Source organism: Ancylobacter aquaticus (genome assembly GCF_004339465.1).
GTDB lineage: Bacteria > Pseudomonadota > Alphaproteobacteria > Rhizobiales > Xanthobacteraceae > Ancylobacter > Ancylobacter aquaticus.
In genome coordinates, this window is sequence record NZ_SMFY01000006.1 from 114,668 (window position 1) to 141,113 (window position 26,446).

The 26,446-nt window shown below is 67.7% G+C and carries 18 protein-coding genes and 2 pseudogenes; 9 read left to right on the forward strand and 11 right to left on the reverse strand.

The features are described from left to right. Positions 1-49: 49 nt before the first annotated feature. Positions 50-850, forward strand: coding sequence for a DUF72 domain-containing protein (locus tag EV667_RS21650; RefSeq protein WP_131837394.1), 801 nt, complete (start codon positions 50-52; stop codon positions 848-850). Between the two features lie 10 nt (positions 851-860). Here the strand turns inward: EV667_RS21650 and EV667_RS21655 are convergent, their stop codons facing one another. After that, a complete protein-coding gene (locus EV667_RS21655; RefSeq protein WP_131837395.1) occupies positions 861-3,236 on the reverse strand; it encodes a phosphoketolase family protein in 2,376 nt (791 codons plus the stop codon). A 302-nt stretch (positions 3,237-3,538) separates the two neighbouring features. Between EV667_RS21655 and EV667_RS21660 the strand changes: the two genes are divergently transcribed. The 5 genes from EV667_RS21660 to EV667_RS21680 all read left to right on the forward strand — a co-directional run bounded on the left by EV667_RS21660 (position 3,539) and on the right by EV667_RS21680 (position 11,763). Then, positions 3,539-4,585 carry an HlyD family secretion protein gene (locus tag EV667_RS21660; RefSeq protein ID WP_131837396.1) on the forward strand — a complete coding sequence of 349 codons (1,047 nt, stop codon included), beginning with the start codon at positions 3,539-3,541 and terminating at the stop codon, positions 4,583-4,585. Then, the gene (gene rbbA, locus EV667_RS21665) at positions 4,582-7,317 is read left to right on the forward strand and encodes a ribosome-associated ATPase/putative transporter RbbA (protein ID WP_131837397.1); all 2,736 of its coding nucleotides are present in this window, start codon (positions 4,582-4,584) and stop codon (positions 7,315-7,317) included. The genes EV667_RS21660 and rbbA overlap by 4 nt, the downstream gene beginning before the upstream one ends. Before the next feature lie 2 nt (positions 7,318-7,319). Further along, entirely contained in the window at positions 7,320-8,441 is a 1,122-nt protein-coding gene (locus EV667_RS21670) for an ABC transporter permease (RefSeq protein WP_131837398.1), read from the forward strand. Between the two features lie 179 nt (positions 8,442-8,620). Then, on the forward strand, positions 8,621-9,484 hold the full coding sequence (locus EV667_RS21675; protein WP_131837399.1) for a CbbQ/NirQ/NorQ/GpvN family protein: 864 nt from the start codon (positions 8,621-8,623) through the stop codon (positions 9,482-9,484). Beyond that, complete coding sequence (locus EV667_RS21680) at positions 9,481-11,763, forward strand: nitric oxide reductase activation protein NorD (RefSeq protein ID WP_131837400.1); 2,283 nt, start codon at positions 9,481-9,483, stop codon at positions 11,761-11,763. Before EV667_RS21675 ends, EV667_RS21680 begins: the two co-directional genes overlap by 4 nt. 53 nt (positions 11,764-11,816) lie before the next feature. Here EV667_RS21680 and EV667_RS21685 read toward each other — a convergent pair whose 3' ends face one another. The 8 genes and pseudogenes from EV667_RS21685 to EV667_RS22685 all read right to left on the reverse strand — a co-directional run bounded on the left by EV667_RS21685 (position 11,817) and on the right by EV667_RS22685 (position 19,188). After that, the gene (locus EV667_RS21685; RefSeq protein WP_131837401.1) at positions 11,817-12,854 is read right to left on the reverse strand and encodes an aliphatic amidase; all 1,038 of its coding nucleotides are present in this window, start codon (positions 12,852-12,854) and stop codon (positions 11,817-11,819) included. Positions 12,855-13,135: 281 nt separating this feature from the next. Beyond that, positions 13,136-13,762 carry an ANTAR domain-containing response regulator gene (locus tag EV667_RS21690; protein ID WP_131837402.1) on the reverse strand — a complete coding sequence of 209 codons (627 nt, stop codon included), beginning with the start codon at positions 13,760-13,762 and terminating at the stop codon, positions 13,136-13,138. 14 nt (positions 13,763-13,776) lie between these two features. Then, complete coding sequence (locus EV667_RS21695) at positions 13,777-14,955, reverse strand: transporter substrate-binding domain-containing protein (RefSeq protein WP_131837403.1); 1,179 nt, start codon at positions 14,953-14,955, stop codon at positions 13,777-13,779. Between the two features lie 84 nt (positions 14,956-15,039). Beyond that, the gene (locus EV667_RS21700; protein ID WP_131837404.1) at positions 15,040-15,606 is read right to left on the reverse strand and encodes a TetR family transcriptional regulator; all 567 of its coding nucleotides are present in this window, start codon (positions 15,604-15,606) and stop codon (positions 15,040-15,042) included. A 151-nt stretch (positions 15,607-15,757) separates the two neighbouring features. After that, positions 15,758-16,936, reverse strand: coding sequence for an acyltransferase family protein (locus EV667_RS21705; protein WP_165901682.1), 1,179 nt, complete (start codon positions 16,934-16,936; stop codon positions 15,758-15,760). Positions 16,937-17,172: 236 nt separating this feature from the next. Continuing rightward, positions 17,173-18,121 (reverse strand): annotated as a pseudogene (locus EV667_RS21710) (IS630 family transposase). Between the two features lie 114 nt (positions 18,122-18,235). Continuing rightward, positions 18,236-18,913, reverse strand: coding sequence for a hypothetical protein (locus EV667_RS21715; RefSeq protein WP_131837406.1), 678 nt, complete (start codon positions 18,911-18,913; stop codon positions 18,236-18,238). A 101-nt stretch (positions 18,914-19,014) separates the two neighbouring features. Then, positions 19,015-19,188 (reverse strand): hypothetical protein, encoded by a 174-nt coding sequence (locus tag EV667_RS22685; protein WP_165901683.1) that lies wholly within the window; start codon positions 19,186-19,188, stop codon positions 19,015-19,017. Positions 19,189-19,477: 289 nt separating this feature from the next. On the opposite strand from EV667_RS22685, the gene EV667_RS21720 reads away from it, so the two are divergent. Further along, complete coding sequence (locus EV667_RS21720; protein ID WP_131837407.1) at positions 19,478-19,990, forward strand: L,D-transpeptidase; 513 nt, start codon at positions 19,478-19,480, stop codon at positions 19,988-19,990. Positions 19,991-20,003: 13 nt separating this feature from the next. On the opposite strand, the gene EV667_RS21725 is transcribed toward EV667_RS21720, so the two are convergent. Together EV667_RS21725 and pyk are read right to left on the reverse strand one after the other, a co-directional pair. Continuing rightward, positions 20,004-20,405, reverse strand: a complete 402-nt coding sequence (locus tag EV667_RS21725; RefSeq protein ID WP_131837408.1) for a GFA family protein — start codon at positions 20,403-20,405, stop codon at positions 20,004-20,006. A 208-nt stretch (positions 20,406-20,613) separates the two neighbouring features. Further along, positions 20,614-22,161 (reverse strand): pyruvate kinase, encoded by a 1,548-nt coding sequence (gene pyk, locus EV667_RS21730; RefSeq protein ID WP_131837409.1) that lies wholly within the window; start codon positions 22,159-22,161, stop codon positions 20,614-20,616. Positions 22,162-22,589: 428 nt separating this feature from the next. On the opposite strand from pyk, the gene pyc reads away from it, so the two are divergent. Then, positions 22,590-26,057, forward strand: a complete 3,468-nt coding sequence (pyc, locus tag EV667_RS21735) for a pyruvate carboxylase (RefSeq protein ID WP_131837410.1) — start codon at positions 22,590-22,592, stop codon at positions 26,055-26,057. Positions 26,058-26,110: 53 nt separating this feature from the next. After that, positions 26,111-26,446: pseudogene (locus EV667_RS21740) on the forward strand (NAD(P)(+) transhydrogenase (Re/Si-specific) subunit alpha); the annotation flags it as partial.

Sequence of the window (26,446 nt, forward strand, 5' to 3'; positions counted from 1 at the left end):
ATCGCACATCAACCCAGCCCACTCAGTACGATGATCGGCGAGGCACCCCATGGCACATCCCGCACCCATCCGCATCGGCGTCGGCGGCTGGACCTTCGAGCCCTGGCGCGGGGTGTTCTACCCAGAAGGCCTGACCCAGAAGCGCGAGCTGGAATATGCCGGCTCGAAGCTCACCGCCATCGAGATCAACGGCACCTATTACGGCTCGCAGAAGCCCGAGAGCTTTGCGAGATGGCGGGCCGAGACGCCGGAAGGCTTCGTCTTCGCGCTCAAGGGCCCGCGCTTCACCACCAATCGGCGGGTGCTGAGCGAGGCGGGCGAGTCCATCGAGCGCTTTTTCAAAAGCGGCGTGACCGAGCTGAAGGAGAAGCTCGGCCCGGTGAACTGGCAGTTCATGGCAACCAAGAAATTCGACCCGGACGATTTCGAGGGCTTCCTCAAGCTGCTGCCCAAGCGCGTCGACGGCCACGATATCCGCCACGCGGTGGAGGTGCGGCACGAAAGCTTCAAGACGCCGGATTTCGTGGCGCTGGCGCGCGAATATGGCGTCGCCATCGTCCATGCCGGCGACAGCGACTTCCCCCGGATTGCCGATGTCACCGCCCCCTTCGTCTATGCCCGGATCATGGGAACAGTGGAGGACGAGGCGCTCGGTTATGCGCCGGCGACGCTCGATGGCTGGGCCGCGGCGGCCAAAATCTGGGCGGCCGGGGAAACGCCGCCCGCATTGAAGCCGGAACTGCTCACCCCGCCGGCGAAGGTCGCGCCGCGCGAGGTGTTCCTGTTCGTCATCAGCGGCTTCAAGCCGCGCAACCCCGCCGCCGCCATGGCGCTCATCGAGCGGGTGTGACGGGGGCGCGTTACTTGCCGCCGGACCACACCCAGTCGCGCACCTCCGGCATGTCGATGCCGTGGGCACGGATATAGCGGGCGTGCTCGGTCAGCCTGTCGCGGATCGCCTGGCGCACATGGGTGTTGGTCTTCAGCTTGGGCACCCGGTCCAACACGTCGGCGACGAGGTGGAAACGGTCGAGCCGGTTGCGCACCACCATGTCGAAGGGCGTGGTGGTGGACCCTTCCTCGACATAGCCGCGCACATGCATGTTGTCGTGGTTGGCGCGGCGATAGGCGAGGCGGTGGATGAGCCAAGGATAGCCGTGATAGGCGAAGATCACCGGCTTGTCGGTGGTGAACAGCGCGTCGAACTCCGCGTCTGAGAGCCCGTGCGGGTGCTCGGATTTCGGCTGCAGCGTCATCAGGTCGACCACGTTGACGACGCGCACCTTCAGCTCCGGGAAGAAGCCGCGTAGCAGCTCGGCGGCGGCCAGTGTCTCCAATGTGGGCACGTCGCCGGCGCAGGCCAGCACCACGTCGGGGTCGACGCCCGCGTCCGTCGAGGCCCATTCCCACATGCCGATGCCCTGCGCGCAGTGCTTGATGGCGCTGTCCATGTCGAGCCATTGCGGGGCGGGCTGCTTGCCGGCGACGATCACGTTGACCCGGTTCCATGAGCGCAGGCAGTGGTCGGTGACATAGAGCAGCGTGTTGGCGTCGGGGGGCAGGTAGACCCGCACGATCTCCGCCTTCTTGTTCACCACATGGTCGATGAAGCCGGGGTCCTGGTGGCTGAAGCCATTATGATCCTGCCGCCAGACATGCGAGGTGAGCAGATAGTTGAGCGAGGCTATGGGCCGGCGCCATTCGACCTCCTTCGAGGATTTCAGCCATTTGGCGTGCTGGTTGAACATCGAATCGACGATGTGAATAAACGCCTCGTAGCAGGAGAACAGGCCGTGCCGGCCGGTGAGCAGATAGCCCTCCAGCCAGCCCTGGCACATATGCTCGGAGAGCATTTCCATCACCCGCCCGTCGCGGGCGAGGTGGTCGTCATAAGAGAGCGTTTCCGCGTCCCAGGCGCGGCCGGTCACCTCGAACAGCGCCTGCAGCCGGTTGGAGGCGGTCTCGTCAGGCCCGAAGACGCGGAAGTTCTTCGAGGACTCGTTTTCCTTCATCACGTCGCGCAGGAAGCAGCCCATCACATAGGTCGATTCCAGCTCGCGATCGCCCGGCCGGGCGACTTCCACCGCGTAGTTGGTGAAGTCCGGCAGGCGCAGCGGACGGCGCAGCGCGCCGCCATTGGCGTGCGGGTTGGCGCCCATCCGCTTCACCCCTTCCGGGGCGAGCGAGGCGATCTCGGGCATCAGCCGCCCCTCTTCGTCGAACAGTTCTTCCGGTCGGTAGCTCTTCATCCAGTCTTCGAGCAGGGTCAGGTGCTCGGGCTTCGACATGTCGGAGAACGGCACCTGGTGCGAGCGCCAGAAGCCTTCCGCCTTCTTGCCATCCACCGTCTTCGGGCCGGTCCAGCCCTTGGGGCTGCGCAGCACGATCATCGGCCAGCGTGGGCGGTCGATGTCGCCGCGTTCGCGCGCAGCCTGCTGGATCGCCCGGATCTTGCCGAAGGCCTCGTCGAGCGCGGCCGCCATCGCCTGGTGCATCGGCTCGGGGTCTTCGCCCTCGACGAAGATCGGGTCGTAGCCATAGCCCTGCATCAGCGCCGCCAGCTCCTCGTGCGGGATGCGGGCGAGAATGGTCGGGTTGGCGATCTTGTAGCCGTTGAGGTGCAGGATCGGCAGCACCGCGCCGTCTTGGGCGGGGTTGAGGAATTTGTTGCCGTGCCAGGAGGTGGCGAGCGGGCCGGTCTCGGCCTCGCCGTCGCCGACCACGCAGGCGACGATCAGCTCGGGATTGTCCAGCACCGCGCCATAGGCGTGGCTGAGCGAATAGCCGAGTTCGCCGCCTTCATGGATCGAGCCGGGGGTTTCCGGCGCGGCATGGCTGGGAATGCCGCCGGGAAAGGAGAACTGGCGGAACAGCCGGCACAGGCCCGCCTCGTCCAGCGAGATGTCGGGATACAGCTCGCTATAGGTGCCTTCGAGATAGGTCGCCGCCACCACGCCCGGGGCGCCATGGCCGGGGCCGGCGATGAACAGCACGTCGGCGGCGGTGTCGCGGATCACGCGGTTGAGGTGGACATAGAGGAAGTTCAGCCCCGGCGTCGTGCCCCAATGGCCGAGCAGGCGCGGCTTCACATGGTCGAGGGTCAGCTTCTCGCGCAGCAGCGGGTTGGCGAGCAGGTAGATCTGCCCGACCGAGAGGTAGTTCGCCGCGCGCCACCAGCCGTTCATGCGCTGCACGAGGTCGGGGCTGAGCGTGTCCGTCGCCGGTTGGGTCGCCATTGCGATATCCTCTTCAGACAGGTTGCCGATAGGTGAGATAGGGCGCGGCCGCGCCATATCCCTTCGCGCCGCATCACTTTACGTCACACGCTTCAGGCCACCCTTGAGGTCGTGGCCCTCATCCCGCGCCTTCGCCGGTGACGAAGGCACCATTCGACACGTTCATGCTCTCCCTTCGTTGATCGCCGTCAAGGCGCGCACCCGTGCGGGCTCTACGGAGGGCGTCGGCAAAATCGCAGCTTGGCGGACGCCGCCAGCTGCGCCATCCTCCGGATCATCCGGTGCAACCCTATGGAGGCACGATGGCACGCAAGCGACGGTTTCACGCTTTCCCTCTCGCTCTCCTGCTGTCGGCCTGCCTGCTGCTTCCCGCGCTGGCGCAGGAAAGTGTCGGCGAACCGCCCGCCGGGCTGAGCTCGCGGCTGCAGGCGCTAATCGGCAAGCTCACCGGCAAGGGCCTGCCGGCGGGCATCGTCTCCAGCAATGGACGGCTCGAGGCCGAACAGGTGCTGGTCGCAGCCAAGCTCGCGGGCCGGGTGCTTGCCGTGCTGGCCGAGGAGGGCCAGACGGTGGAGGCCGGGCAGGTGGTCGCCCGCATGGACACGTCCGAGCTGGAGGCCCAGCTCGCGGGTGCGCAGGCGCAGGTGCGCCGAGCGGAGAAGGCGGTGGCCGAGGCGGAGGCCGCCATCGCCCAGCGCGAGAGCGAGCGAACGCTGGCGCAGCAGGAGCATGAGCGCGCCTCAAAGCTGAGCCAGAGCGGCTATGGCACGGCGCAGGCGCTCGATCTGCGCCAGAGCCAGCTCAATGTCGCGCTGGCCGCGCTGCGCGCCGCGCAGGCCGGGCTCGACGAGGCCGACGCCGCCACCGATGCAGCGCGGGCGGAGGTGGCGCGCGTGCAGTCGCTGATCGACGATTCCACTCTCAAGGCACCGCGCCGGGGGCGGGTCGAATACAAGCTGGTACAGGCCGGCGAGGTGGTGGCGGCCGGCGCGCCGATCCTCACTTTGCTGGACCTCGCCGATGTCTACATGACCGTGTTCGTGCCGGCCCGCGTTGCCGGGCGGCTGGCCATAGGCGACGAGGCGCGCATCATCCTCGATCCGGCGCCCGATTATGTGGTGCCGGCCAAGGTCAGCTTCGTCGCCACCGGCGCACAGTTCACACCGAAGGCGGTGGAAACGGCGGACGAGCGCGAGAAGCTGATGTTCCGGGTCAAGCTGCGCATCGCGCCGGAGCTGCTGCGCCAGTATGAGGACCGGGTGAAGGCCGGCGTGCGCGGCCTTGCCTATGTCCGCACCGATCCGGCGACGCCATGGCCCGACACCCTTGGCGTCAAGCTGCCGCAATGAGCCCGGGGGCACGCGGGCCCGCCATAGCCCTGTCCGGCGTCACCCATCGCTATGGCCGGACGCTGGCGCTCGATGGCGTCGACCTCACGGTGCCGGCCGGCTGCATGGCGGGGCTGATCGGGCCGGACGGGGTGGGCAAGTCGACGCTCCTCGGCCTCGCCGCGGGCGTCACGCGCATCCAATCCGGCACGGTCGCCGTGCTTGGCGGCGACATTGGGGACCGCGGCTGGCGCCGGCAGGCGGGTGGGCGCATCGCCTACATGCCGCAGGGGCTGGGGCGCAATCTCTACCCGACGCTTTCCATCGCGGAGAATCTCGATTTCTTCGGCCGCCTGTTCGGGCAGGGCGCGACCGAGCGTGCCGAGCGCATCGCCGAACTCTTGGCCGCCACCGGCCTTTCGGCCTTCGCCGCGCGGCCGGCCGGCAAGCTCTCCGGCGGCATGAAGCAGAAGCTCGGCATCTGCGCCGCGCTGATCCACGACCCCGATCTCGTCATCCTCGACGAGCCGACCACCGGCATCGATCCGCTCTCGCGCTGCCAGTTCTGGGAGCTGATGGTGCGGCTGCGCGAGCGCCGCCCGTCGATGAGCGTGGTTGTGGCCACCGCCTATATGGAGGAGGCCGAGCGATTCGACTGGCTGGCGGCGATGAATGGCGGCAAGGTGCTGGCAACCGGCAGTCCCGCCGACATCCGCGCGCAGGTGGGCGAGCCGACGCTGGAGCGGGCCTTCGTCGCGCTGCTGCCGGAAGCCGAGCGCGGGCAGGGTGGGCCGTTGCCGGACCTGCCCCCGGCGGTCCATAGCGGCGAGCCGGCGATCGAAGCGACCGGACTTACCCGCCGCTTCGGCGATTTCGTCGCCGTCGACCATGTGAATTTCCGCATCGAGCGCGGCGAGATCTTCGGCTTCCTCGGCTCCAATGGCTGCGGCAAGAGTACCACGATGAAGATGCTCACCGGCCTTCTGCCGGCGAGCGAGGGCGAGGCGAAGCTGTTCGGGGCGCCGCTCGCCGGCGGCGACATGGCAACCCGCAAGCGCGTCGGCTATATGTCGCAGGCCTTCTCGCTCTATGGCGAACTCACCGTGCGGCAGAACCTCGTGCTGCACGCGCAATTGTTCGAGATCGCCGATGTCGAGGCGCGCGTCGCCGAGATGGAGGCCCGCTTCGACCTTGCCGAGGTCGCCGATGTGCGCCCCGAGAGCCTGCCGCTCGGCATCCGCCAGCGCCTGCAACTCGCGGTGGCGGTGATCCACAGGCCGGAAATCCTCATCCTCGACGAGCCGACGTCCGGCGTCGACCCGGTGGCCCGCGACGGCTTCTGGCGCACGCTGATCGAATTGTCGCGGCAGGATGGCGTCACCATCTTCCTTTCCACTCATTTCATGAACGAGGCCGAGCGGTGCGACCGCATCTCGCTGATGCACGCCGGCCGGGTGCTCGCCATCGGAACGCCGGAAGCGCTGAAGCGCGAGCGCGGCATGGACACGCTGGAAGAGGTGTTCATCGCCGTGCTGGAGGAGGCGGGCAAAAATGCGGGTTCATCGGGGAGTGACGAAGCCAACGTCGAGCTGAAACCGCGCCCCGCCGCCCTCGCACCGGTGAAGCGCTTCGATCCCGGCCGGCTCTGGGCCACGGCACGGCGCGAGGCGCTGGAGATCGCGCGCGACCCCGCCCGCCTCGCCTTCGCGCTCATCGGCCCGATCCTGCTCCTGTTCACCTTCGGCTACGGCATCTCCTTCGATGTCGAGAATCTGCCCTATGCCGCGCTCGATCAGGACCGCAGCGCCCAGAGCCGGCAATTGCTGGAGAGCTTCGAGGGTTCGCGCTATTTCGAGACCCGCGCGCCCATCACCTCCAGCGACGAGCTCGACAAACGGCTGACAAGCGGCGAGCTCAAGCTCGCCATCGAAATCCCCCCCGGTTTCGGCCGTGACCTCCTGCGCGAGCGCCAGCCGGAAGTCGGCGTGTGGCTCGACGGCTCGATGCCGTTCCGGGCGGAGACCACGCGCGGCTATGTGCAGGGCATCGCCCAGAGCTACCTCACCGATGCCGAACTGCGGGCCACCGGCCGGGCCAGCCCGCTCGCCCCTTTCACCCTTGAGCCGCGTTACCGCTACAACCCGTCCTTCAAGAGCGTGAACGCCATGGTGCCGAACGTCATCATGCTGATGCTGGTGCTGATCCCCGCCATCATGAGCGCGCTCGGCGTGGTGAAGGAGAAGGAGACGGGCTCGATCTCCAATTTCCAGTCGACGCCGGTCACAAAGCTGGAATTCCTGCTGGGCAAGCAAGTGCCCTATGTCGCCATCGCCTTTGTCAGCTTCCTCTCCATGGTGGTGGCGGCGCGGCTGGTGTTCGAGGTGCCGGTGAAAGGCTCCTTCGCCACGCTGGCCCTCGGCTCGCTGGTCTATGTGTTCGCAACCACCGCCTTCGGCCTGCTGGTGTCGAGCTTCGTGAAGAGCCAGGTGGCGGCGATCTTCGCCACCGCGATCATCGCCATCGTCCCGGCGGTGAATTTTTCCGGCCTGCTCACCCCGGTGTCCTCGCTCTCCGGCGGAGCGCGGCTCATGGGGCTGGCCTTCCCCTCCGCCTGGTATCAGCAGGTGAGCGTCGGCGCCTTTACCAAGGGGCTCGGCTTCGCCCAGCTCTGGCAGGACATCGCCATGGTGTTCGCGCTGGCACTGGTCTTCCTCGCCGGCGCCATGCTGGCGCTGCGCAAGCAGGGGGCGTGAGCATGTTCGCCCGCCTCGCCCGCATCTGGCGCCTTGGCATCAAGGAACTCTACAGCCTCAAGGCAGACCCGGTGCTGGCGGGGCTGATCCTCTACACCTTCACGGTGGCGGTCTACACCGTTTCGGCCGGTGCCAAGTTCGAGGTCGAGAACGCGGCGGTGGCGGTCGTCGACGAGGACCAGAGCGCGCTCTCGCGCCGGCTGCGCGACGCGCTGATGCAGCCCTTCTTCAAGGAGCCGGTGCCGATCACCGCGCGCGAGGTCGACGCGGCGATGGATGCCGGGCGCTATGTCTTCGTGCTGAGCATCCCGCCGAAATTCGAGCACGATGTGATCGCCGGCCGTACCCCCGAAATCCAGCTCGACATCGACGCCACGGCCATGTCGCAGGCCGGCAATGGCGCCGCCTATATCCAGAACATCCTCGTGCAGGAAGTGGCGGCAGCGCTTGGCAGGGGGGCGACCGCCACGCCGGTGAGCGTGGTCATCCGGCCGAAATTCAACCCGAACCTCACCTCCGCCTGGTTCACCGCGGTGATGCAGGTCATCAACAACGTTACCATGCTCGCCGTCATCCTTTCCGGCGCGGCGCTGATCCGCGAGCGCGAGCACGGGACGATCGAGCATCTCTTGGTCATGCCGGTGACGCCGAACGAGATCATGTTGGCGAAGATCTGGGCCAACGGGCTGGTCATCGTCGTGGCGGCGACGCTGTCGCTGCTCATCGTGGTCGAGCGGCTGCTCGGCGTGCCGGTGCAGGGCTCGGTTGCGCTGTTCGTCGCCTCCATGCTGGTCTACCAGTTCTCGGTGACGGCGCTCGGCATATTGGTGGCCACCGTCTCGACCTCGATGGCGCAGTTCGGCCTCATCGTCATGCCGATCCTTATCGTCATGAACCTGCTCTCGGGCTCTACGACCCCGATAGAGAGCATGCCCGCCTGGCTGCAGAACGTGATGCAGCTTTCCCCTTCCACCCATTTCGTCGCCCTCGCGCAGGCGGTGCTCTATCGCGGGGCGGGGCTCTCGGTGATCTGGCCGAACCTGCTGGCACTCGCCGCCATCGGTGCCGCGTTCTTCGGGCTGGCGGCGCTGCGCTTCCGCAAGGCCCTGGAGGGGGCGGGGTAGACGGCGGGGCAAGGTGGGGGGCGACCCGCGCCCTCTTGTGCGGCGCAGCGAATGGATTTCTAATGCGGGCGCTGGGCAACAAAGCCGTTGCCGGCAATACGGCAGGGAGTGCCGACTGCCCCTCGCGGGGCCGTCCCCTCCTGCATGGGCACGGCCGCGCCTTTTCACGCGGAGACCCCATGCCGAGCGCCTTGTCCTCCATTTCCGCCGACCCTTCCGCCAACCTCGCCGTCGACCCTTCCCCCGACCTCGCCGCCTTCCGCATCGCCGTCGAACCCTATTACCGGCCGGTCGGCGACGAAATCGCGGTGTTCGAAGCGGCGTGGCGCCACCGCCTGCCGGTGATGCTGAAAGGCCCCACCGGCTGCGGCAAGACCCGCTTCGTCGAGCACATGGCCTGGCGCCTGGGGCGCCCGCTGATCACGGTGGCGGCGCATGAGGACATGACCGCGGCCGACCTCGCCGGCCGCTTCCTGCTCGCCCCGGAAGGCACGGTGTGGCAGGACGGGCCGCTGACCCAGGCGGTGCGCCATGGCGCGCTGTGCTATCTCGACGAGATCGTCGAGGCCCGGCAGGACACCACCGTCGTCATCCACCCGCTCACCGATGCGCGACGCCTGCTGCCGCTTGAAAAGCGCAACGAGCAGGTGCGCGCGCATGAAGATTTCCAGCTCGTCATCTCCTACAACCCCGGCTACCAGAGTGCGGTGAAGGACCTCAAGGAGTCCACCAAGCAGCGCTTTGTCGCCATCGCCTTCGACTATCCCGCGCCTGAGCTGGAGGCGGAGATCGTCATGCGCGAGGCGGGTGCCGACCTTGCTCTGGCCCGCATTCTCGTCGCCATCGCCGCCTGCTCGCGAAACCTGCGCGGGCAGGGGCTGGACGAGGGCGCCTCCACCCGCATGCTCATCCATGCCGGGCGGCTGGCGAGCGGCGGCGTGTCGCTGGAAGCGGCGGTCGAGGCGGCAATCGTGCTCCCCATCACCGACGATGCCGACATGCGCCGGGCGCTCAATGCGGCGATTTCCGCCTGCCTGCCATGAGCGGGCTTATCGCGTGCGATACGCCGGAACTCGCCCGCCTTTCCCGGCTGATGGACGCGCGCGAAACCCTTGGCACCATCTTCGCGCAGACGCGAAGGCGGCTTGCCGCGCGGCATGGCGAGCCGGCTCTGGAACCGTGGGCGCAGGGCGTTCTCGCGATGGTCGAGGTGAATGCCGGCGCCAGCGCACTGCTCGGCTTCGGGCGTGCCAGCGTTGAGCTTGCCGGCCGGCTCTCTCCGGCCGCACTCGGCGAGACCGGCCTTGCCGCCGCCGCGCTCTGCCGCGAGGCTGGCGGCCGTGCCACCACCGCCGCGCTGGACGGCTTCGTCGAGATCGCCCCGCGTCTTGCGGGGGAGGGCGAGCGCGCCATCTGGTGGCGGGCGCTGCTTACCCTGGCGCAGGCGGCGCCCGAGTGCGTGGAAGCTGTGGCCGCGCAGGCGCGCCGGCTCGTGCTGCCCGGCCATGTGGCTGAATTCGAGGGCTTCATCGCGGCAGGGCTGAAGGCGGCAGGGCGCGATCGGGGGCGCCGGCGGGCTTTCTTCGCGCTGGAGGATGCGCTGGCGCTCGGGCTGCTGGCGCGCATCGGCGCCGGGCCGGGATTCGCCGAGCTGGAAGCCGGATTGACGCGCGTGCTCGCCGCGCTGTGGGGCACCGCGCCGAACCTTCAGCCCTTGCCGCCGGCCGGCGGGGAAGCGCCGCGCCGCGTGAACATCGCCGGCTCGGTGATCCGCCTGCCCGACGTGTTTCCCGGCGTACAAGGAGAGGCGGCCCGCCGCCTTTATCTCGCCGCCGCGCTGCATGCCGGGGCGCATCTCCATGTCGGCAATCCCCGCTTTCCGATCCGCAAATTCAGGCCGGTGCAGGTCGCGCTGGCCGGCCTCATCGAGGATGCGCGGGTGGAGACGCTGGCGATGGCGCGCTATCCCGGCCTGCGCCGGCTGTGGGCGCCGTTTCATGTGGCGACCCCGGAGGATGGACCGACGCTCGCCGCGCTGCTCGCCCGGGTGGCGCGCGGGCTGTTCGATCCCGCCTATGAGGACCCCGACGCACTGGTCGGCAAGGCGCAGGCGCTGTTCGCGGCAGCGCACGAGCGGCTCGACGATCCAGCCCTCAGCCTCGGTATCGGCACGCGGCTGGCCAATGATATCGGCCAGCGCCGCCTGCGCTTCGACGCGCGTGGGCATGTGGTGGAGCCGGCCTATCGCGACGACGGGCTGGGCCTGTGGGATTTTTCCGACATCGACCCGGAGGTTTCCGACGAGATCGAGATGATGGTGGAGGCGGCCCGCATCGAGCGGCGCGAGGGCGAGGACGGCGCGCCGGACGAGGCACCCTCACGCGAGCCGGCGGGCCGCGCCCGGCCGAAGGCGGCGGCGGAGACCGGGCCGGTGATCGCCAGTTACCCGGAATGGGACGCGCAGGCGGGGATCGAGCGGCCGGATTGGACCAGCGTACGGGCGATGCTCCCGGCGCCCGGCGACATCCGCCCGCTCCATCGCGCGCTGGAGCAGGCCGGCCCGGCGCGTGCCCGCATCGCCCGGCTGGTGAAGGCGGCGAAGGTCGGCCGCGCCAGCCGGCTGAAGCGGCAGGCGGAAGGGCACGATCTCGACATCGACGCCGCCATCGAGGCGGTGATCGCCCGTCGCGCGGGGGAGACGCCGGACCTGCGCGTGTTCCGCTCCACCGCGCTTACGCAGCGCGACCTTGCGGTGCTGGTGCTGGTCGACATGTCGCAGTCGACGCGGGAGCGGCTGGCCGACGGCACGAGCGTGCTCGACGTGGAAAAGCTCGCCGTGGCGATGCTGGCCGAGGCGCTGGCGGCGCTCGGTGACGCGTTCGCGCTATTCGCCTTCGCCTCCAACGGGCGCGACGACGTGCGGGTGTGCGAGGTGAAAGGGTTTGACGTGCCCTATGACATGGCCGCGACGGCACGCCTCGCCGGGCTGACCTCCGGCCTGTCGACCCGGCTCGGAGCGGGCCTGCGCCATGTCGGGGCGCAGATCGCCCGCGTGCGCTCCTTCCGCAAGCTGGTTCTCGTGCTCACCGACGGCGAACCCTCCGATATCGACGTGGCGGCGCCAGACCTCGTAGAGGATGCGCGGCGCGTGGTGCTGCAATTGCGGGTGCAGGGCATCGACACCTTCGGCGTCACCCTCGACCCCGGCGGCGTGGGCTCCGGGCCCGCCATCTTCGGCAAGGCGAATTCCATGCCGGTGCGCCGCATCGAGGACCTGCCGCTGCGGCTGTCCGACCTCTATTTCCGCCTCGCGCGGCGGTGATCTCTGCCTTGTCCCTCTCCCCCGAGGGGGAGAGGGAGCGAAGATGCCGCCCTTCACCGATGGGCGGTGTCCGGGTTCGGGATGCCCTCGATCGGGCATTCCTCGGTGCCGACGGTTGAGCGGGTGAATGATTCCACCATTTCCCGCGTGCCCTCCGGGTCAGCGATCCATTTGCGGTAGAAATCGTAGGGGCAAGCGGCCTCGCCCTTGTCGCCCTCGCCGGAATTGATCATGCCGGTGTAGCCGCGATGCACCAGCTTGAAGAGGTGGTTCTGCGACTGCATGTTCGTGCGCGCGTCGCGGATCAGCGAGACGGACAGCGCGGCGTACTGGATGCCGTAGTCCTCCTCGCCGCATTCGCCCAGCGTGCGCCCGTCAAAGCCGACAATGGCTGAGTGGCCGAAATAGGAATAGACGCCGTCGAAGCCCGAGGCGTTGGCCACCGCGACATAGACATTGTTGGCGAAGGCCATGGCCTTGGACATGATCACCTGCTGCTCCTTGGCCGGGTACATGTAGCCTTGGCAGCGCACGATGAGTTCGGCGCCCTTCATCGCGCAGTCACGCCAGATTTCCGGATAATTGCCGTCGTCGCAGATGATGAGGGAGATCTTCAGCCCCTTGGGGCCGTCCGAGACATAGGTGCAATTGCCGGGATACCAGCCCTCGATCGGCACCCAGGGCATGATCTTGCGGTACTTCTGCACGATCTCACCCTTGTCGTTCATCAGGATGAGCGTGTTGTAGGGCGCCTTGTTGGGGTGTTCCTCATGGCGTTCGCCGGTGAGCGAGAACACGCCCCACACCTTCGCCTTGCGGCAGGCTTCGGCGAAAATCTCCGTCTCGTCGCCGGGAATGGTCGAGGCGGTATCGTACATCTCTTTGGAATCATACATGATTCCGTGGGTCGAATATTCCGGGAAGATGACCAGATCCATGCCCGGCAGGCCGATCTTCATGCCCACCACCATGTCGGCGATCTTCTTGGCGTTCTCAAGCACCTCGGCCTTGGTGTGCAGGCGCGGCATCTTGTAGTTCACCACCGCCACGCCAACGGTGTCCTTGCTGCTGGAAATATCGCCGTGCAACATGAAAAATCTCCTCGAAAAGGCGCGCGGGCGCCTCGCGGGCGGCCGGGCCTTGCGGTGTCGGGAAGGGGGAGGGGCGGAACCGCGTTGTTCCCAGTTGGATCGACCGCGGTCGATCCACGTCAAAGGCGGGCACAAAAAAACCCGTCGGGCTCTCGCGAACCTTTCGGGCTACATTGCCTGGGCTGGCCAACAGCATTGGTGGCCGCCGGAAGACCGATCCGCCGGGCAGTGTGCCCGGAAATCATCCATGGGCATTATCTAATCATCATCGCCGCGCCAGTTCAAGGCCCGGCGGGCGGCGCGGCGCGGCGCGGCGACATCTGCAGCAATTCGGAGGCGTGGATAAGCGAGGCCGCCATGTCTTCCAGTGGCATGCGCTTGGCCATCGCCTGCCTGCGCAGGCTCTGATAGGCGTCCTCCTCGCTGAGGCCAAGATTCTCCATCAGGATCGACTTCGCCCGCTGGATGGTCTGCAGCCCGGCGAGCTTGTGCTCCAGCCGGGCGACGCGCTTTCGCGCCTCCTCACGTTCCAGCCACAGGGTGCGGGCGATGGTGAGCTGGGTGAGCAGGCCGAACGGGCGGATTGGCCGTTCCACCACTGCCACGGCGCCCGATTCCAGCACGATCTGCAGCGTTGCCGGGTTCTCGTAGCCGACAATGGCGATCAGCGTCGGGCGCTTTCCCGGGTCCACCTTCAGCAGGCTGACAATGTCGGCGCGCGCGTCCGGCTCGATGGCGAGCAGCACGACATCGGCGCCCGCAGGCCACTGCGCCGGCACCGGCCAGGCCGTCTCGACCGCACAGCCGATACGCCGCAGATGCTCGACAAGGCTCGGGCGCTCCTCGTCGGGCGGGTGGATCACGTGCACTCGAAGGCCACGCAAATCCTTGAGTACCTGCATCGCCATCTCGCCGCCTCCCGTCACGACAGCGCGAACTGGCGGCCATCGGCCGGCCAGTCGTCGAGGTTCTGAACCACGCAATAAGGGTCCGGCTTAACGCTCGCGCCGGCGTCCCACACGATGTGGAAGCGCCCGTCCGCACCGATCTCAGCGATGCGCGGGCGCAGCCAGGCGTGGTGATTGCTCGGCTCGATCCGCACCCGGCCCTGCGGCGCCTCAAAGGTGCAGGCGCCGAGTTCGGCCAGCAGCGCCTCGGGGGCGTCCGTGCCCGCGCGCTCCAGCGCCTGCATGGCGAGATGCAGCTGGAAATAGGCGGCTTCGGCCGCCGCCGTCACCGGCCTGTGGACGCCGTTGCGCTTCTTGAAGGCGGCAACGAAGCGCCGCGCCGCCGGCGTGCCCAGCGTCTCGAAGAAAGGAGCGGCGGTGATGTGGCCGGCCGCGACCTCGCGCGGCATCAGCGCCACTTCGGCCTCGCTGGTGGTGAGGCTGGCGATCGGCAGGCGGCGGGAATCGAAGCCGGCGGCGTGATGGGCCTCGTAGAGGCGGGCGGTGTCGGCGCCGACCACGGTGGAGAAGATGACGTCCGGCCCGGCCTCGCGCACCTTCTCCATTACCTCGGCGAAGGCCCGGGCCGGCGCGCCCAGCGGCACATAGACCTCGCCGCACACCTGCCCGCGCGACTGCACCACGAAATCGCTCATGATGCGGTTCGATTCATGGGGGTAGACGTAGTCGGACCCGATGAGGAAGAAGCGGTTGCCATAATGGCGCAGCAGATAGGTCGCGAGCTGGATCGAATTCTGGTTCGGCGCCGCGCCGGTGTAGACGCAATGGCTGGAATACTCGAACCCCTCGTAAAGGGTGGGGTAGAACAATAGCCCGTCATGGGCTTCCACCACCGGCAGAACCGCCTTGCGGGTGGAGGACATGTAGCAGCCGAAGAGAAGCCGCACGCCATCTTCTGCCAGCAGGGTCTGCGCCAGACGGCGGAAGGCGCGCGGGTCGCTGGCGGGATCGTAGACCACCGCCTCGATGCGCCGCCCGCGCACGCCGCCGGCGGCGTTGATCTCGTCAATGGCCAGCAGCGTGCCACCGAGCTGCGACGTTTCCACGCCAGCCGTCACGCCGGTGGCGGAGAACAGCAGACCCACCCGCCAGACGTCGTTTGTGGGGTCGTTTCCTCGGGCACCCGCCGTCATCAGCCGCTTGCACTCCGCGCCGGAACCTCGTCCGGCCCATCCGATCAGCCCGGAGCACGCGGTGCAATACGGCGTTTGCCCCCCCTACGCGCCGAAACGGCCGCGCAATTGCTGGCGCGCGCTGGCGAGAATGTCGGCGGAGAGCGCCGGGTCGCCGGCTGCCACGCCGCGCGCCAGGGTGAGGGCGCCGATCATCGAGGAGACCAGTGCCATCGCCTGCCCGCGCCGGGCCTCGGGCGAGGCGTCGTCCATGTGGCGCTCAAGCGCGTCGACAAAGCCCTTTATCCCCTCGGCATAGCTCTTTTGCAGCTCGGGTGACTGCCGGGCGGCGTCGGCGCCGAGGGCGGCGAGGGCACAGCCGGCGGCTGGGTTGTCGCGATGGGAGGGGGTGAGGTAGCGATCGAGAATCTCGGCAAGCGACGCCTGTTGGAGCCAGCGGTGGACGCCTTCCGCGCAGGCTTCCCGGCAGGCCTCGTCGGCGAGGTCGGCCTTGGAACGGAAATGGCCGTAGAAGGCGCCATGGGTCAGCCCGCTCGCCTGCATGATCTCGGCCACGCCGACATCCCGGAATCCGCGCTCGCGAAACAGCCGCGAGGCGGAATCGAGGATGGAGCGGCGATGCTCGGCGACCTTGGCTTTCGTGACCCGCAACGCGGCTCTCCTCGCCTGAGATTAGCCTGGCTTGTGCGAGCGGGGCTCGGCTGTGCCGGTGGCGTGGAAACGGCTAATGAGCATGAAAGTTTAGCTTATGGAAATAAGAAATAAACCGGAGGGGACGCCGCGCCATCGGCGCCGGCCCCGCTCAGGGTGAGGCGAGGCGGGCGCGACCGCGCGTGCGAATGATCCTGAGGGCGAGCAGGACGGGACGTTCCACCGTGATGAGAAACAGCCCTGCCAGGGCCAGCGCGGCAAGGCAGGTGAGGATGAACAGCCCCGCCAATGGCAGCGGTGCCAGCGGCCCGAAGCGAGCGTATAGGAAGCAGGCGGGCGCCACGATCAGCGGCACATGGACGAGGTAGAGCGGGAAGGAAATCTCGCCCAGCCGCTGCAGGGGCGTCGTCTCGAACAGCCGCCGGATCGGCGGCGTGATCAGCAGGGCCAGCACGACGAAGACCGCTCCGATCTGCCGCAGGCCATCGGCGCCGAGCCAGGACTGCACGGATACGAGCGCGCCCTCGCCGCCGGCATGGCCGGGATAGGTGGCGCCGATCACGAGGCCGAGCATGCCGAGCACGCTGCCGCCGAGCGTGTGGTTGCGCAGAAGGTGGCGAAACGCGTAGACCAGAGCGCCGCCGCAGAACGCCGCGAGGTAGAACAGGCCGACGCCGGAGAAGACGACGATGCCCAGCGCCATCGCGAACGGTCGTGCCTGGCCGCGCAGCAGCGCGTACGAGCCGTAGATCAGCAGGGAGCCCATGAATTCCGCCTGCATGGTCCACAAAGGATTGTTGAAGCGGGTCGTTCCCTCAAGAAACACGCCCACGCCGCCCTCCCATATGGCCCGGCTGAGCGGAGGGATGGGGGGCTGGTAGGTCCAGCGGAACCACGGGCTGCCGGTGAGCGCCTGCACCTCGCGCGCGGCGTCGGGAAAGCCGACCAGCCATGCCCAGGCGAGGATGGAGGAGGCGAGGGCGGGCAGGGCGAGCCTGGCATAGCGCAGGCCGATCATCAGCGGTGCTTCGCGAACGGTCTTCGGGGCCGAGGCCGCAAGGACGAAGCCGGACAGTACGAAGAACACCGCCACCGCGAAGTGGCCGTTCCACAGCACGGCGAGCGGGGTATCGAACACCGTGAAGCCGTTCCGCGCCTTGTCGGCAAACAGGGTGGGGGTGAAGGCATAGAAGAAGTGGAACGCCACCACCGAACAGGCGGCCACGCCGCGCAGCCCGTCGAGGCAGATGACCCGTCCCGCGCCGGCGACGTTGGGAGGGGTCGCGGGCGGCAGGACAGTCTCGCTGGTGAGCAGCGGCATCTGGGTCATACCCTGTGGCATTCGGGGGGCGATGCCGGCACAGGGCCGGGCCGAGTGCCCGCCAGCCGGTCGCCGTCCGGCAAGATGTCACCGTCCGCAAGCGGCGCGTCAACAGGGCGAGGGGTGGTTTCTCGTCGGGGCGGTTTCACGTGGCGCGGATGCTGCGCCAATCGGATCCCGCGCTCCGTTGTGCAACGCTTAGTGAAGCCTTAGCCGGCCGGGCGCGCGGCTAGAGCCTTTTCGGTTTAATCCGGCTCATAGCGTGCTGCGGCGAAGAAGTTTGCGGCTTCGTTTGGCGTGACGAGATCGATGAGGCGCCCGATGGCGTCCCACAAAGCTGGGATGGATCGCTCGGCGGCTTTTCGCAGGAGAGCTTTCAGCTTGGAGAAGGCCATCTCGATCGGGTTGAAGTCGGGATTGTAGGGCGGCAGGTAGAGCAGGCTTGCGCCGACCGCCTCGATCATCTCGCGGACCCTCGGGCCCTTGTGGCTGGAGAGGTTGTCCATGACGACGACGTCGCCCGCTGCCAGTTCCGGAATCAGCACCTTGGCGACGTAGGTCTCGAAGGCGTTGGGGTCGATCGGACCGTCGAGCACGAAGGGCGCGGCGATACCGGTCAGGCGCAGGCCGGCGACGAAGGTGGTCGTCTTCCAGTGGCCATGCGGCACGCTCGAGCGCAGCCGCTCGCCCCTCGGTGATCGGCCGCGCGGGCGCGCCATATTGGTGGAGGCCCAGGTCTCGTCGATGAAGATCAGGCGCGCCGGGTCGAACTCGGGCTGGCCGTCGAACCACGCTTCCCGCTTGCTCGCGACATCTGGCCTGTCCTGCTCGCTCGCGTGCGCGGTCTTTTTTTGAATGTCAGTCCGCAGCGGTCGAGCAACGTCCAGACCGTGCCGACACCGGCGCTCGTGCCGCGCTCGGCGGCCAGCCGCTCCCCGATCTCGGCGATGGTGATGTCGTCCTTCTCCGCAATCCAGCCAAGGATCGCCTCGCAATGGATGTCGAGCTTCGAGCCTCGCGGCTGCCCGCGCGGCCTGGCCATCCGCGAGCCCGTCTCCCGCGCACGACGCACCCAGACGATTGCGGTCGCGACGCCCACCCGAACCGCGCCGCAGCAGAGCGCGCCGAAAGCGCCTCATTCAGCGCCGCGTCAATCACCCGATCCCGCAAATCCTGATTGTAGGCGCGCGACATGATCCTTCTCCCCCGTTCCGAACGCGAGAGAATCAGACCGGCCGCGATTTGGGAATCCCGACGTGAATCGGATCAGGCAGAAACCGCTCTAATCCTGGGCACGGCTATCCGGCATCAGCGGCCCGGGGCGAGGCTCGCCATGTTGCGGGCGTCGTTCATCTTCTTGAGATCGTTCACATAATCCTCCGGGAGGAGAAGATGCGAGGGGGTGGAGAGCCCCATGAACGAGGCGACCTGGCCGATGAACCAGGTGCAATTGGTGGTGGTCGCGTTCCAGAACGGCGTCGTCTTCTGGAGTTTCTGGATATAGGCGAAGACCTTGGGGGCATCTTCCGCCGTCAGGTAAACCCGGTAATTGGCGGTCAGATACTGCTCGTCGAGGTCGCCATAGCTGGCGCCGGTTTCCGACTGCACGAACATGAAATGCCCGAGCACATAGGGCACCGGGCTGTCGGTCGCCGGGTGGAGGCCGGCCACGTCCACGGCCCGCTCGCTCGACTTGCCGTACCAGAGGAAGGCATGGCCATAGGTGGCGGCGGTGCGGGCGCGGAAATCGACGTAATAGGGCGCCGGGGCCGGAGCGGAAGCGGCTTCCGAGGCGCCGGGCACGCCGGTGGCGGGGGTGCTCGCATCGGTGCTGGCGACCCGCGTGCCGGACGGGGTGGCAAAGGCCGGCGAGGCAAGTGTTGTCGCGGCAAGGAGCGTCGCCACGGCGAGCAGGCCAGGCGCCACGAAGGCACAAAGCGCCACAGCGAGGCTGCGGCGCCCTGTTGTCTTGAAGAACTTTGTCATAACGGCACTCCGTCTTTTTCTCTCGATCACATCGCGCGGCCGGGCGAGCCGGCCGCGGTCATGTCAAGCACGCCTCAAACGGGGTGCGTTACCGAAGGCGCTCAGCCCTTGGTGTAGATCGGCTCGGGAGCCTTGCCGACCGGCGACTTGCCAACCGGGGCCTTGCCGACGGGAGCGGCTTCAGCCTTGACCGGCTGCGCCTGGGGCATGTCGGCGGCGACAGCGGCGCCGAGCATGAAGATGGATGCGGAGACGACGAGGAGGGACTTGATCATGGTGGATTACCTTAGGTTAGAAAGAATTGAGAGTGACAGGACCTGCGGAGCCGGGGTCTTAACTATATGTTGAGTAGCGCTTCATTTGTGGCCGTCAATTGACGGCACGGGGGCTCGGCGCCGGCGTCTCCGGGATTTTTCCAACTGTTGCAGAATAGATACGAATTTGCCGGATATTGGTGTGCGTGTCCGCGCACGGGCGCCTCGGCGTGCCGGTTCCTGCTATCAGGCAGGCGAATTATGCACAGGAGGGCCTCGGCAGAGCGCCGGCCTTCGTTGGGAGTATGCGATGCGGCGTCGATTCCTTTTGCCCCTGATCGCGGTGGCGGCGCTGGCGCTTCCCGCCTCCGTGAGCCAGGCGCGCGAGACGGTGCGGTTCGAGAAGCCGGGTTATCGCCCGGGCACGATCGTGGTCAGCACCGCCGAGCGCAAACTCTATCTCGTGGTCGGCGAGGGGCAGGCGATCCGCTATCCCGTGGCGGTCGGGCGCCGGGGCAAGCAGTGGCAGGGGCAGACCCGGATCGAGCGGAAATATGTCGAACCGGCGTGGTCGCCGCCCGAGGAAATCAAGCGCGACAATCCCAAGCTGCCGGCGGTCATTGCCGGCGGGACGCCGGAAAACCCGATGGGCGCCCGCGCCATGACGCTGTCGGGCGGCGGGCAGTACGCCATTCATGGCACCAACAAGCCGAAATCGATCGGCACCTTCGCTTCCTATGGCTGCGTCCGCATGCTGAACGAGGACATCATCGACCTGTATGAGCGCGTGCGCGTCGGCACGACGGTGGTGATGCTGCCGTGAGCCCGGCTCGGCATCAGTCACCCGCTTCCTCTCGGTCGCGCCAATGCTGCTCGGCACCGGCCTGCGGCGCCAGCCAACGCTCGCGGCGGATTGTCCACAGCTCATAGCCGGGCACCAGCGTGCTGGGAGGCTCGTCCAGCGTGCCGAGCTTGATCTCGATCTCGTCGGACCCTTCCTGCCAGCAGAACAATTGCGAGCCGCAGCGCGGGCAGAAGCGCTCGCCGCCCGCCCGGACCTGCCAGCAGCCGAGTTCACCCGAAAGGGTGACGCTCGCTCGCGGCCAGATGCCGAAGAAGGAAAAGGCCGAGCCGGATTGCTTGCGGCAGGTCGCGCAATGGCAGAGGCCGGTGCGCAGCGGCGCGCCCTCGATCTCGTAGCGAACCTGCCCGCAATTGCAGCCACCCGATAGCGTCATCGTCGTCTCGCGGGGTTGGAGGGGCGCGACTGGCGGCCTGTGGCGGCCTGCCGTCGCAGATGAACGCGGGGGGCGGCGCCCGGTTCCGGCATCCTCTGCGCAGGCGGCGGAGGCCGCAAGCCGGCAGACCCGGCACCCCCGGCCTCGCCAACAAAAAGGCCCGCCGAGGGCGGGCCTTTCGGTCTTTCTCGCGATCGCGCCGCGCGCGTCAGTCCGCCGTCGGCTCCACCGGGGCGGAGCGCAGCACGGCCTCGTCGGCCTTCATCGCCGCCGCGCGCGAGCGCATGGCGTCCCCCGCCTCTTCCGGGCGCGGCGTGCGGTTGGCCATCGCCTTGTCGATGGTGACGAGGCGCAGAACATTGGTGGTGCCGGGGGTAGCGAAGGGCACGCCGGCGGTGATCGCGATGAGATCGCCCTCTGTCGCGAAGCCGTGCTCCACCGTCACCTGCGTCGCCTTGGCCGCCATCTCGCCGAAGGTGTGGATTTCCTCCGGCGCGTGCACGACATGGACGCCATAGGACAGCACAAGCCGGCGAGCGGTGGAGAGCTGGCTGGCAATGCCGATGATCGGGATGCGCGGGCGCTCGCGCGCCGCGTGCAGCGTGGTGGTGCCGGAGAGCGTGTAGGTGCAGATTGCCGCCGCATTGGTCGACAGCGCCGCGTGATAGGCGGCCTGCGTCACCGCATCGGCCACCGAATGGCCTTCCTCGGGGCGCTGCGATTCGATGATCGAACGGTAGCCCGGGTCGCGCTCCACCTGCTTGATGATCTGGTCCATCATCGCCACGGCCTCGACCGGATACTGGCCAGCGGCGCTTTCGGCCGACAGCATCACCGCATCGGCGCCGTCATAGACGGCAGTGGCGACGTCGGAGACTTCGGCGCGGGTCGGCACCGGGGCGCTGATCATCGATTCCAGCATCTGCGTCGCCACGATCACCGGCTTGCCGAGGCGGCGGGATTCGCGGATGACGCGCTTCTGCAGGGCCGGGATTTCCGGCAGCGACAATTCGACGCCGAGATCGCCGCGCGCCACCATGATGCTGTCCGACAGCTCGGTGAGGCGGGTGAGGTGCTCGACCGCGAGCGGCTTCTCCAGCTTCAGGTTGATCTGGGCGCGGCCCTGGATCAGTTCCTTGGCCTCGATCACGTCCTCCGGGCGCTGCACGAAGGAGAGCGCGATCCACTCGACGCCGAGGTCGAGGGCGAAGAACAGGTCGGCGCGGTCCTTCTCGGTGAGCGCGGAAACCGGGAGCAGCACGTCGGGGACGTTGAAGCCCTTGTTGTTGGAGAGCTTGTTGCCCGCCACCACTTCGGCGTCGATATAGCCGGCGCCCTTCTTCACCACGCGCACCCGCACCTTGCCGTCGTCGAGCAGCACGGTGGAGCCCTCATTAAGGGCTTCGAGGATTTCCGGGTGCGGGATCGAGACGCGGGTCTCGTTGCCGGGCGTCGGGTCGGTGTCGAAGCGGATGGTCGAGCCGGCGGTCAGGTTGATGAAGCCGTTCTCGAAGCGGCCGAGACGCAGCTTGGGGCCCTGAAGGTCGGCAAGCACGCCGATGGGCCGCCGCACTTCCTTTTCGAGCGCCCGCACGGAGGCCAGCACGCGGCCATGGTTTTCCTGGGTGCCATGGCTGAAATTCAGCCGGAACACGTCGACCCCGGCCTCATAAAGCGCCTTGATCATTTCCGGGCTTGAAGATGCCGGACCCAGCGTCGCCACGATCTTGGTCGCGCGTCCACGCCTGCTAACCATAATATCCTCCGTCGGTGGGCTCGCCGATGCGCGGCACCGGCGCGTCTCATATGGACCAAAAGTCTAGCTCTGTCTCTCGGATGTTATCTTGCACCGCAGCGTGTCCCTTTCGCGACGCCGAGAGCGGATACCATCACAAGCGCGTGCCGAAAGGTCAGCCGGAGGCGGGCGGGAAAGCCGGCCCTCGCGACGGGGAGGGCCGGAATCAACTTGCTGGTATGCGGAATTCTGTATACCACTATGCGTGTCACGCATGCGGCATCTGACCCTGCGCCGGTATCCCGTCCCGGATTACGGCATGGCTGATGCATCGTCCGGTTGCCGGTTCGGCAGCGGCAGGCAGGGCGGGGCACCCGTTTGGCCGCAGCAGGATGCAGGTTTCGAGTTTTCAAACATTCGCAGACCGCAACCACGGGTGACGCCACGCCATGACGCGCACGATCAAGAAGCTTCTTGTCGCCAACCGATCCGAGATCGCCATCCGCGTCTTCCGCGCCGCGACCGAACTCGGCATCACCACGGTCGCCCTCTATGCGGAGGAGGACAAGCTCTCTTTGCATCGCTTCAAGGCGGACGAGGCCTATCAGGTCGGGCGCGGCCCGTTTCTGGCCAAGCCGCTCGGCCCGATCGACGCCTATCTCTCCATTGACGAGGTGATCCGCGTCGCGAAAGAGGCGAAGGTCGACGCCATCCATCCCGGCTATGGCTTCCTCTCCGAGAGCCCGGAATTCGCCGAAGCCTGCCAAGAGGCCGGCATCGTCTTCATCGGCCCGACCCCGCAGACCATGCGCACGCTCGGCAACAAGGTGGCCGCGCGCAACCTCGCCCTTTCGGTCGGCGTGCCCGTCATGCCGGCGAGCGAGCCGCTGCCGGACGATCCCGAGGCGGTGCTGGCGGCGGCCCTCACGGTCGGCTACCCCGTGATGCTGAAGGCGAGCTGGGGTGGCGGCGGGCGCGGCATGCGCCCCATCGAGGCCGAGGACAAGCTGCTTGATGCCGTGATGACGGCCAAGCGCGAGGCCAAGGCCGCCTTCGGCAAGGACGAGGTCTATCTCGAAAAGCTGGTGCGCCGCGCCCGGCATGTCGAGGTGCAGATTCTCGGCGACACCCATGGCAACCTCGTCCACCTGTTCGAGCGCGACTGCACCATCCAGCGCCGCAACCAGAAGGTGATCGAGCGCGCGCCGGCGCCTTATGTCGACGAGGCCACCCGCAAGGGGCTCACCGACGCGGCGCTGGCCATCGGCCGGGCCACCGACTATGTCGGCGCCGGAACGGTCGAGTTCCTGATGGATTCGGACACCGGCGCCTTCTACTTCATCGAGGTCAATCCGCGCATCCAGGTCGAGCACACGGTGACGGAAGTCGTCACTGGCCTCGACCTCATCAAAGCGCAGATTCGCATTCTCGAAGGCGGCCATATCGGCGACCTCGGCGAAACCGGCATCCCCGCGCAGGACGCCATCCGCCTCAACGGCCACGCCTTGCAGTGCCGCATCACCACCGAGGATCCGGAAAACAACTTTATCCCGGACTATGGCCGCATCACCGCCTATCGCGGCGCCATGGGCTTTGGCATCCGCGTGGATGGCGGCACCGCCTATTCCGGCGCGGTGGTTACGCGCTTCTACGACCCGATGCTGGAGAAGGTGACGGCGTGGGCGCCCTCCGGCGAGGAGGTCATCGCCCGCATGCACCGGGCGCTACGCGAATACCGCATCCGCGGCGTGGCGACCAATCTGCCGTTTCTGGAGAACGTGCTGACCCACCCGGACTTCATCGCCTGCCGCTACACCACCCGCTTCATCGACACCACGCCGGCGCTGTTCGATCTCAGCACCCGCCGCGACCGTGCCACCAAGCTGCTGGCCTGGATCGCCGACGTCACCGTGAACGGCCACCCGGAAGTGAAGGGCCGCGCCCGGCCTGCCGCCACCGCCCGCATTCCCGAGCCGCCGGCCTTCGCCAACGCGCCGGCGCCTGGCACGCGGCAGCTTCTCGACCAGCTTGGCCCGAAGGGCTTCGCCGACTGGATGCTGGCGCAGAAGCGGGTGCTCGTCACCGACACCACGATGCGCGACGCCCACCAGTCGCTGCTCGCCACCCGCATGCGCTCGCACGACATCGCGCGCGTCGCCGATTCCTACGCGCGCGGCCTGCCTGGCCTCTTGTCACTCGAATGCTGGGGCGGGGCGGCCTTCGACGTCTCCATGCGCTTTCTCTCGGAAGACCCGTGGGAAGGGCTGGCGAAGATCCGCGAGAGCGTGCCCAACATCCTGACGCAGACGCTGGTGCGCGGCGCCAATGGCGTCGGCTATGCCAATTACCCCGACAATGTGGTGCGCTTCTTCATCCGCCAGGCGGCGGATGCCGGCATGGACATTTTCCGCGTCTTCGATTGCCTCAACTGGATCGAGAACATGCGTGTCTCGATCGACGAGGCGCTGAAGACCGGCAAGCTGGTCGAGGGCGCCATCTGCTATGCCGGCGACCTGCTCGACCCCGCGCGCTCGAAATACGACCTGAAATACTACGTCTCCATGGCCAAGGAGCTGGAAAAGACCGGCATCCATGTGCTGGGCCTCAAGGACATGGGCGGCCTCGTCAAGCCGGCCGCCGCCAAGGTGCTGTTCAAGGCGCTGAAGGAGGAGATCGGCCTGCCGATCCACTTCCACACCCACGACACCTCTGGGGTTGCCGGCGCCTCGGTGCTGGCGGCGGTGGAGGCGGGGGTCGACGCCGTCGACCTCGCCATGGACGCGATGAGCGGCATGACCTCGCAGCCCTGCCTTGGCTCCATCGTCGAGGCGCTGCGCGGCTCGGACCGCGACACCGGGCTCGACCCGGAGGCGATCCGCCGCATCTCCTTCTACTGGGAAGGCGTGCGCGCCCAGTACGCCGCCTTCGAGAGCGACCTCAAGGGCCCGGCCTCCGAGGTCTATCTGCACGAAATGCCCGGCGGGCAGTTCACCAACCTCAAGGAGCAGGCGCGCTCCATGGGGCTGGAGAGCCGCTGGCACGAGGTGGCGCGCGCCTATCGCGACGCCAATGACCTGTTCGGCGACATCATCAAGGTCACGCCCTCTTCCAAGGTGGTGGGCGACCTCGCTTTGATGATGGTGAGTCAGGGCCTGTCCGCCGCCGATGTGCTCGACCCGGCGCGCGACGTCGCTTTCCCGGCCTCGGCGGTGGCGATGCTGCACGGCGAATACGGCCAGCCCCTCGGCGGCTGGCCGGAGGCGTTGCAGAAAAAGGCGCTGAAGGGCGAGGCACCGATCACCGTGCGCTACGGCTCGCTGCTGGAGGACGCCGATCTGGAGGCGGAGCGGGCGGACGTGTCGGCTATGCTCGGCCGCACCGCCACGGACAAGGAACTCGCCTCCTACCTCATGTACCCGAAGGTGTTTTCCGATTTCGCCCCGGTGCTCGCCACTTTCGGCCCGGTCTCGGCGCTGCCGACCCCGGTGTTCTTCTACGGCATGAAGCCGGGCGACGAGACCACTGTCGAGATCGAGCGCGGCAAGACGCTGATGGTGCGCCTCACGGCGCTCGGCGACACCCGCGACGATGGGCAGGTCGAGGTGTTCTTCGAGCTGAACGGCCAGCCGCGCATGATCCTGGCGGTCGACCGCGACGCGGTGCCGAAGGTCGCCGGGCGGCGCAAGGCGGAGGAGGGCAACGCGTCCCATGTCGCCGCGCCGATGCCGGGCACTATCTCCTCGCTCGGGGTGCTGGGCGGGCAGGCGGTGCAGGCCGGCGACGTGCTGCTGACCATCGAGGCGATGAAGATGGAGACGGCGATCCATGCCCCGCGCGCGGGCACGGTGGCGGAGATTCTGGTGGCGCCCGGCAACGCGATCGACGCCAAGGACCTGCTGGTCGTGCTTGAAGAGTGAAATGAAACGGTCAACGACCTTCTCGGGAGGAAGGCGATCTTGGGAGTGAGGCAATGCGCGTAGCGATAGTGAAGGAAGAGGCCCGGCTGGAGCCGCGCGTGGCGGCCAGTGCCGACACGGTAAAGCGCTACATCGGTTTGGGTGCGACGGTATTTGTTGCGTCGGGCGCGGGTGTGGCGTCGGGGATTGGCGACGGGGAGTATGAGGGCGCGGGCGCCACTGTTGTGGCGGACAACGCCGCGGCGGTGGCCGGGGCGGATATCGTGCTGGGCGTGCGGCGGCCGGAGGCTTCGGCGCTGAAGGGGATCAACCCCGGGGCGCTGGTGATCGCGATTGCCGATCCCCATGGCCATGAGGCGGCGCTCACCGAGATCGCCGGCACGGGGGCG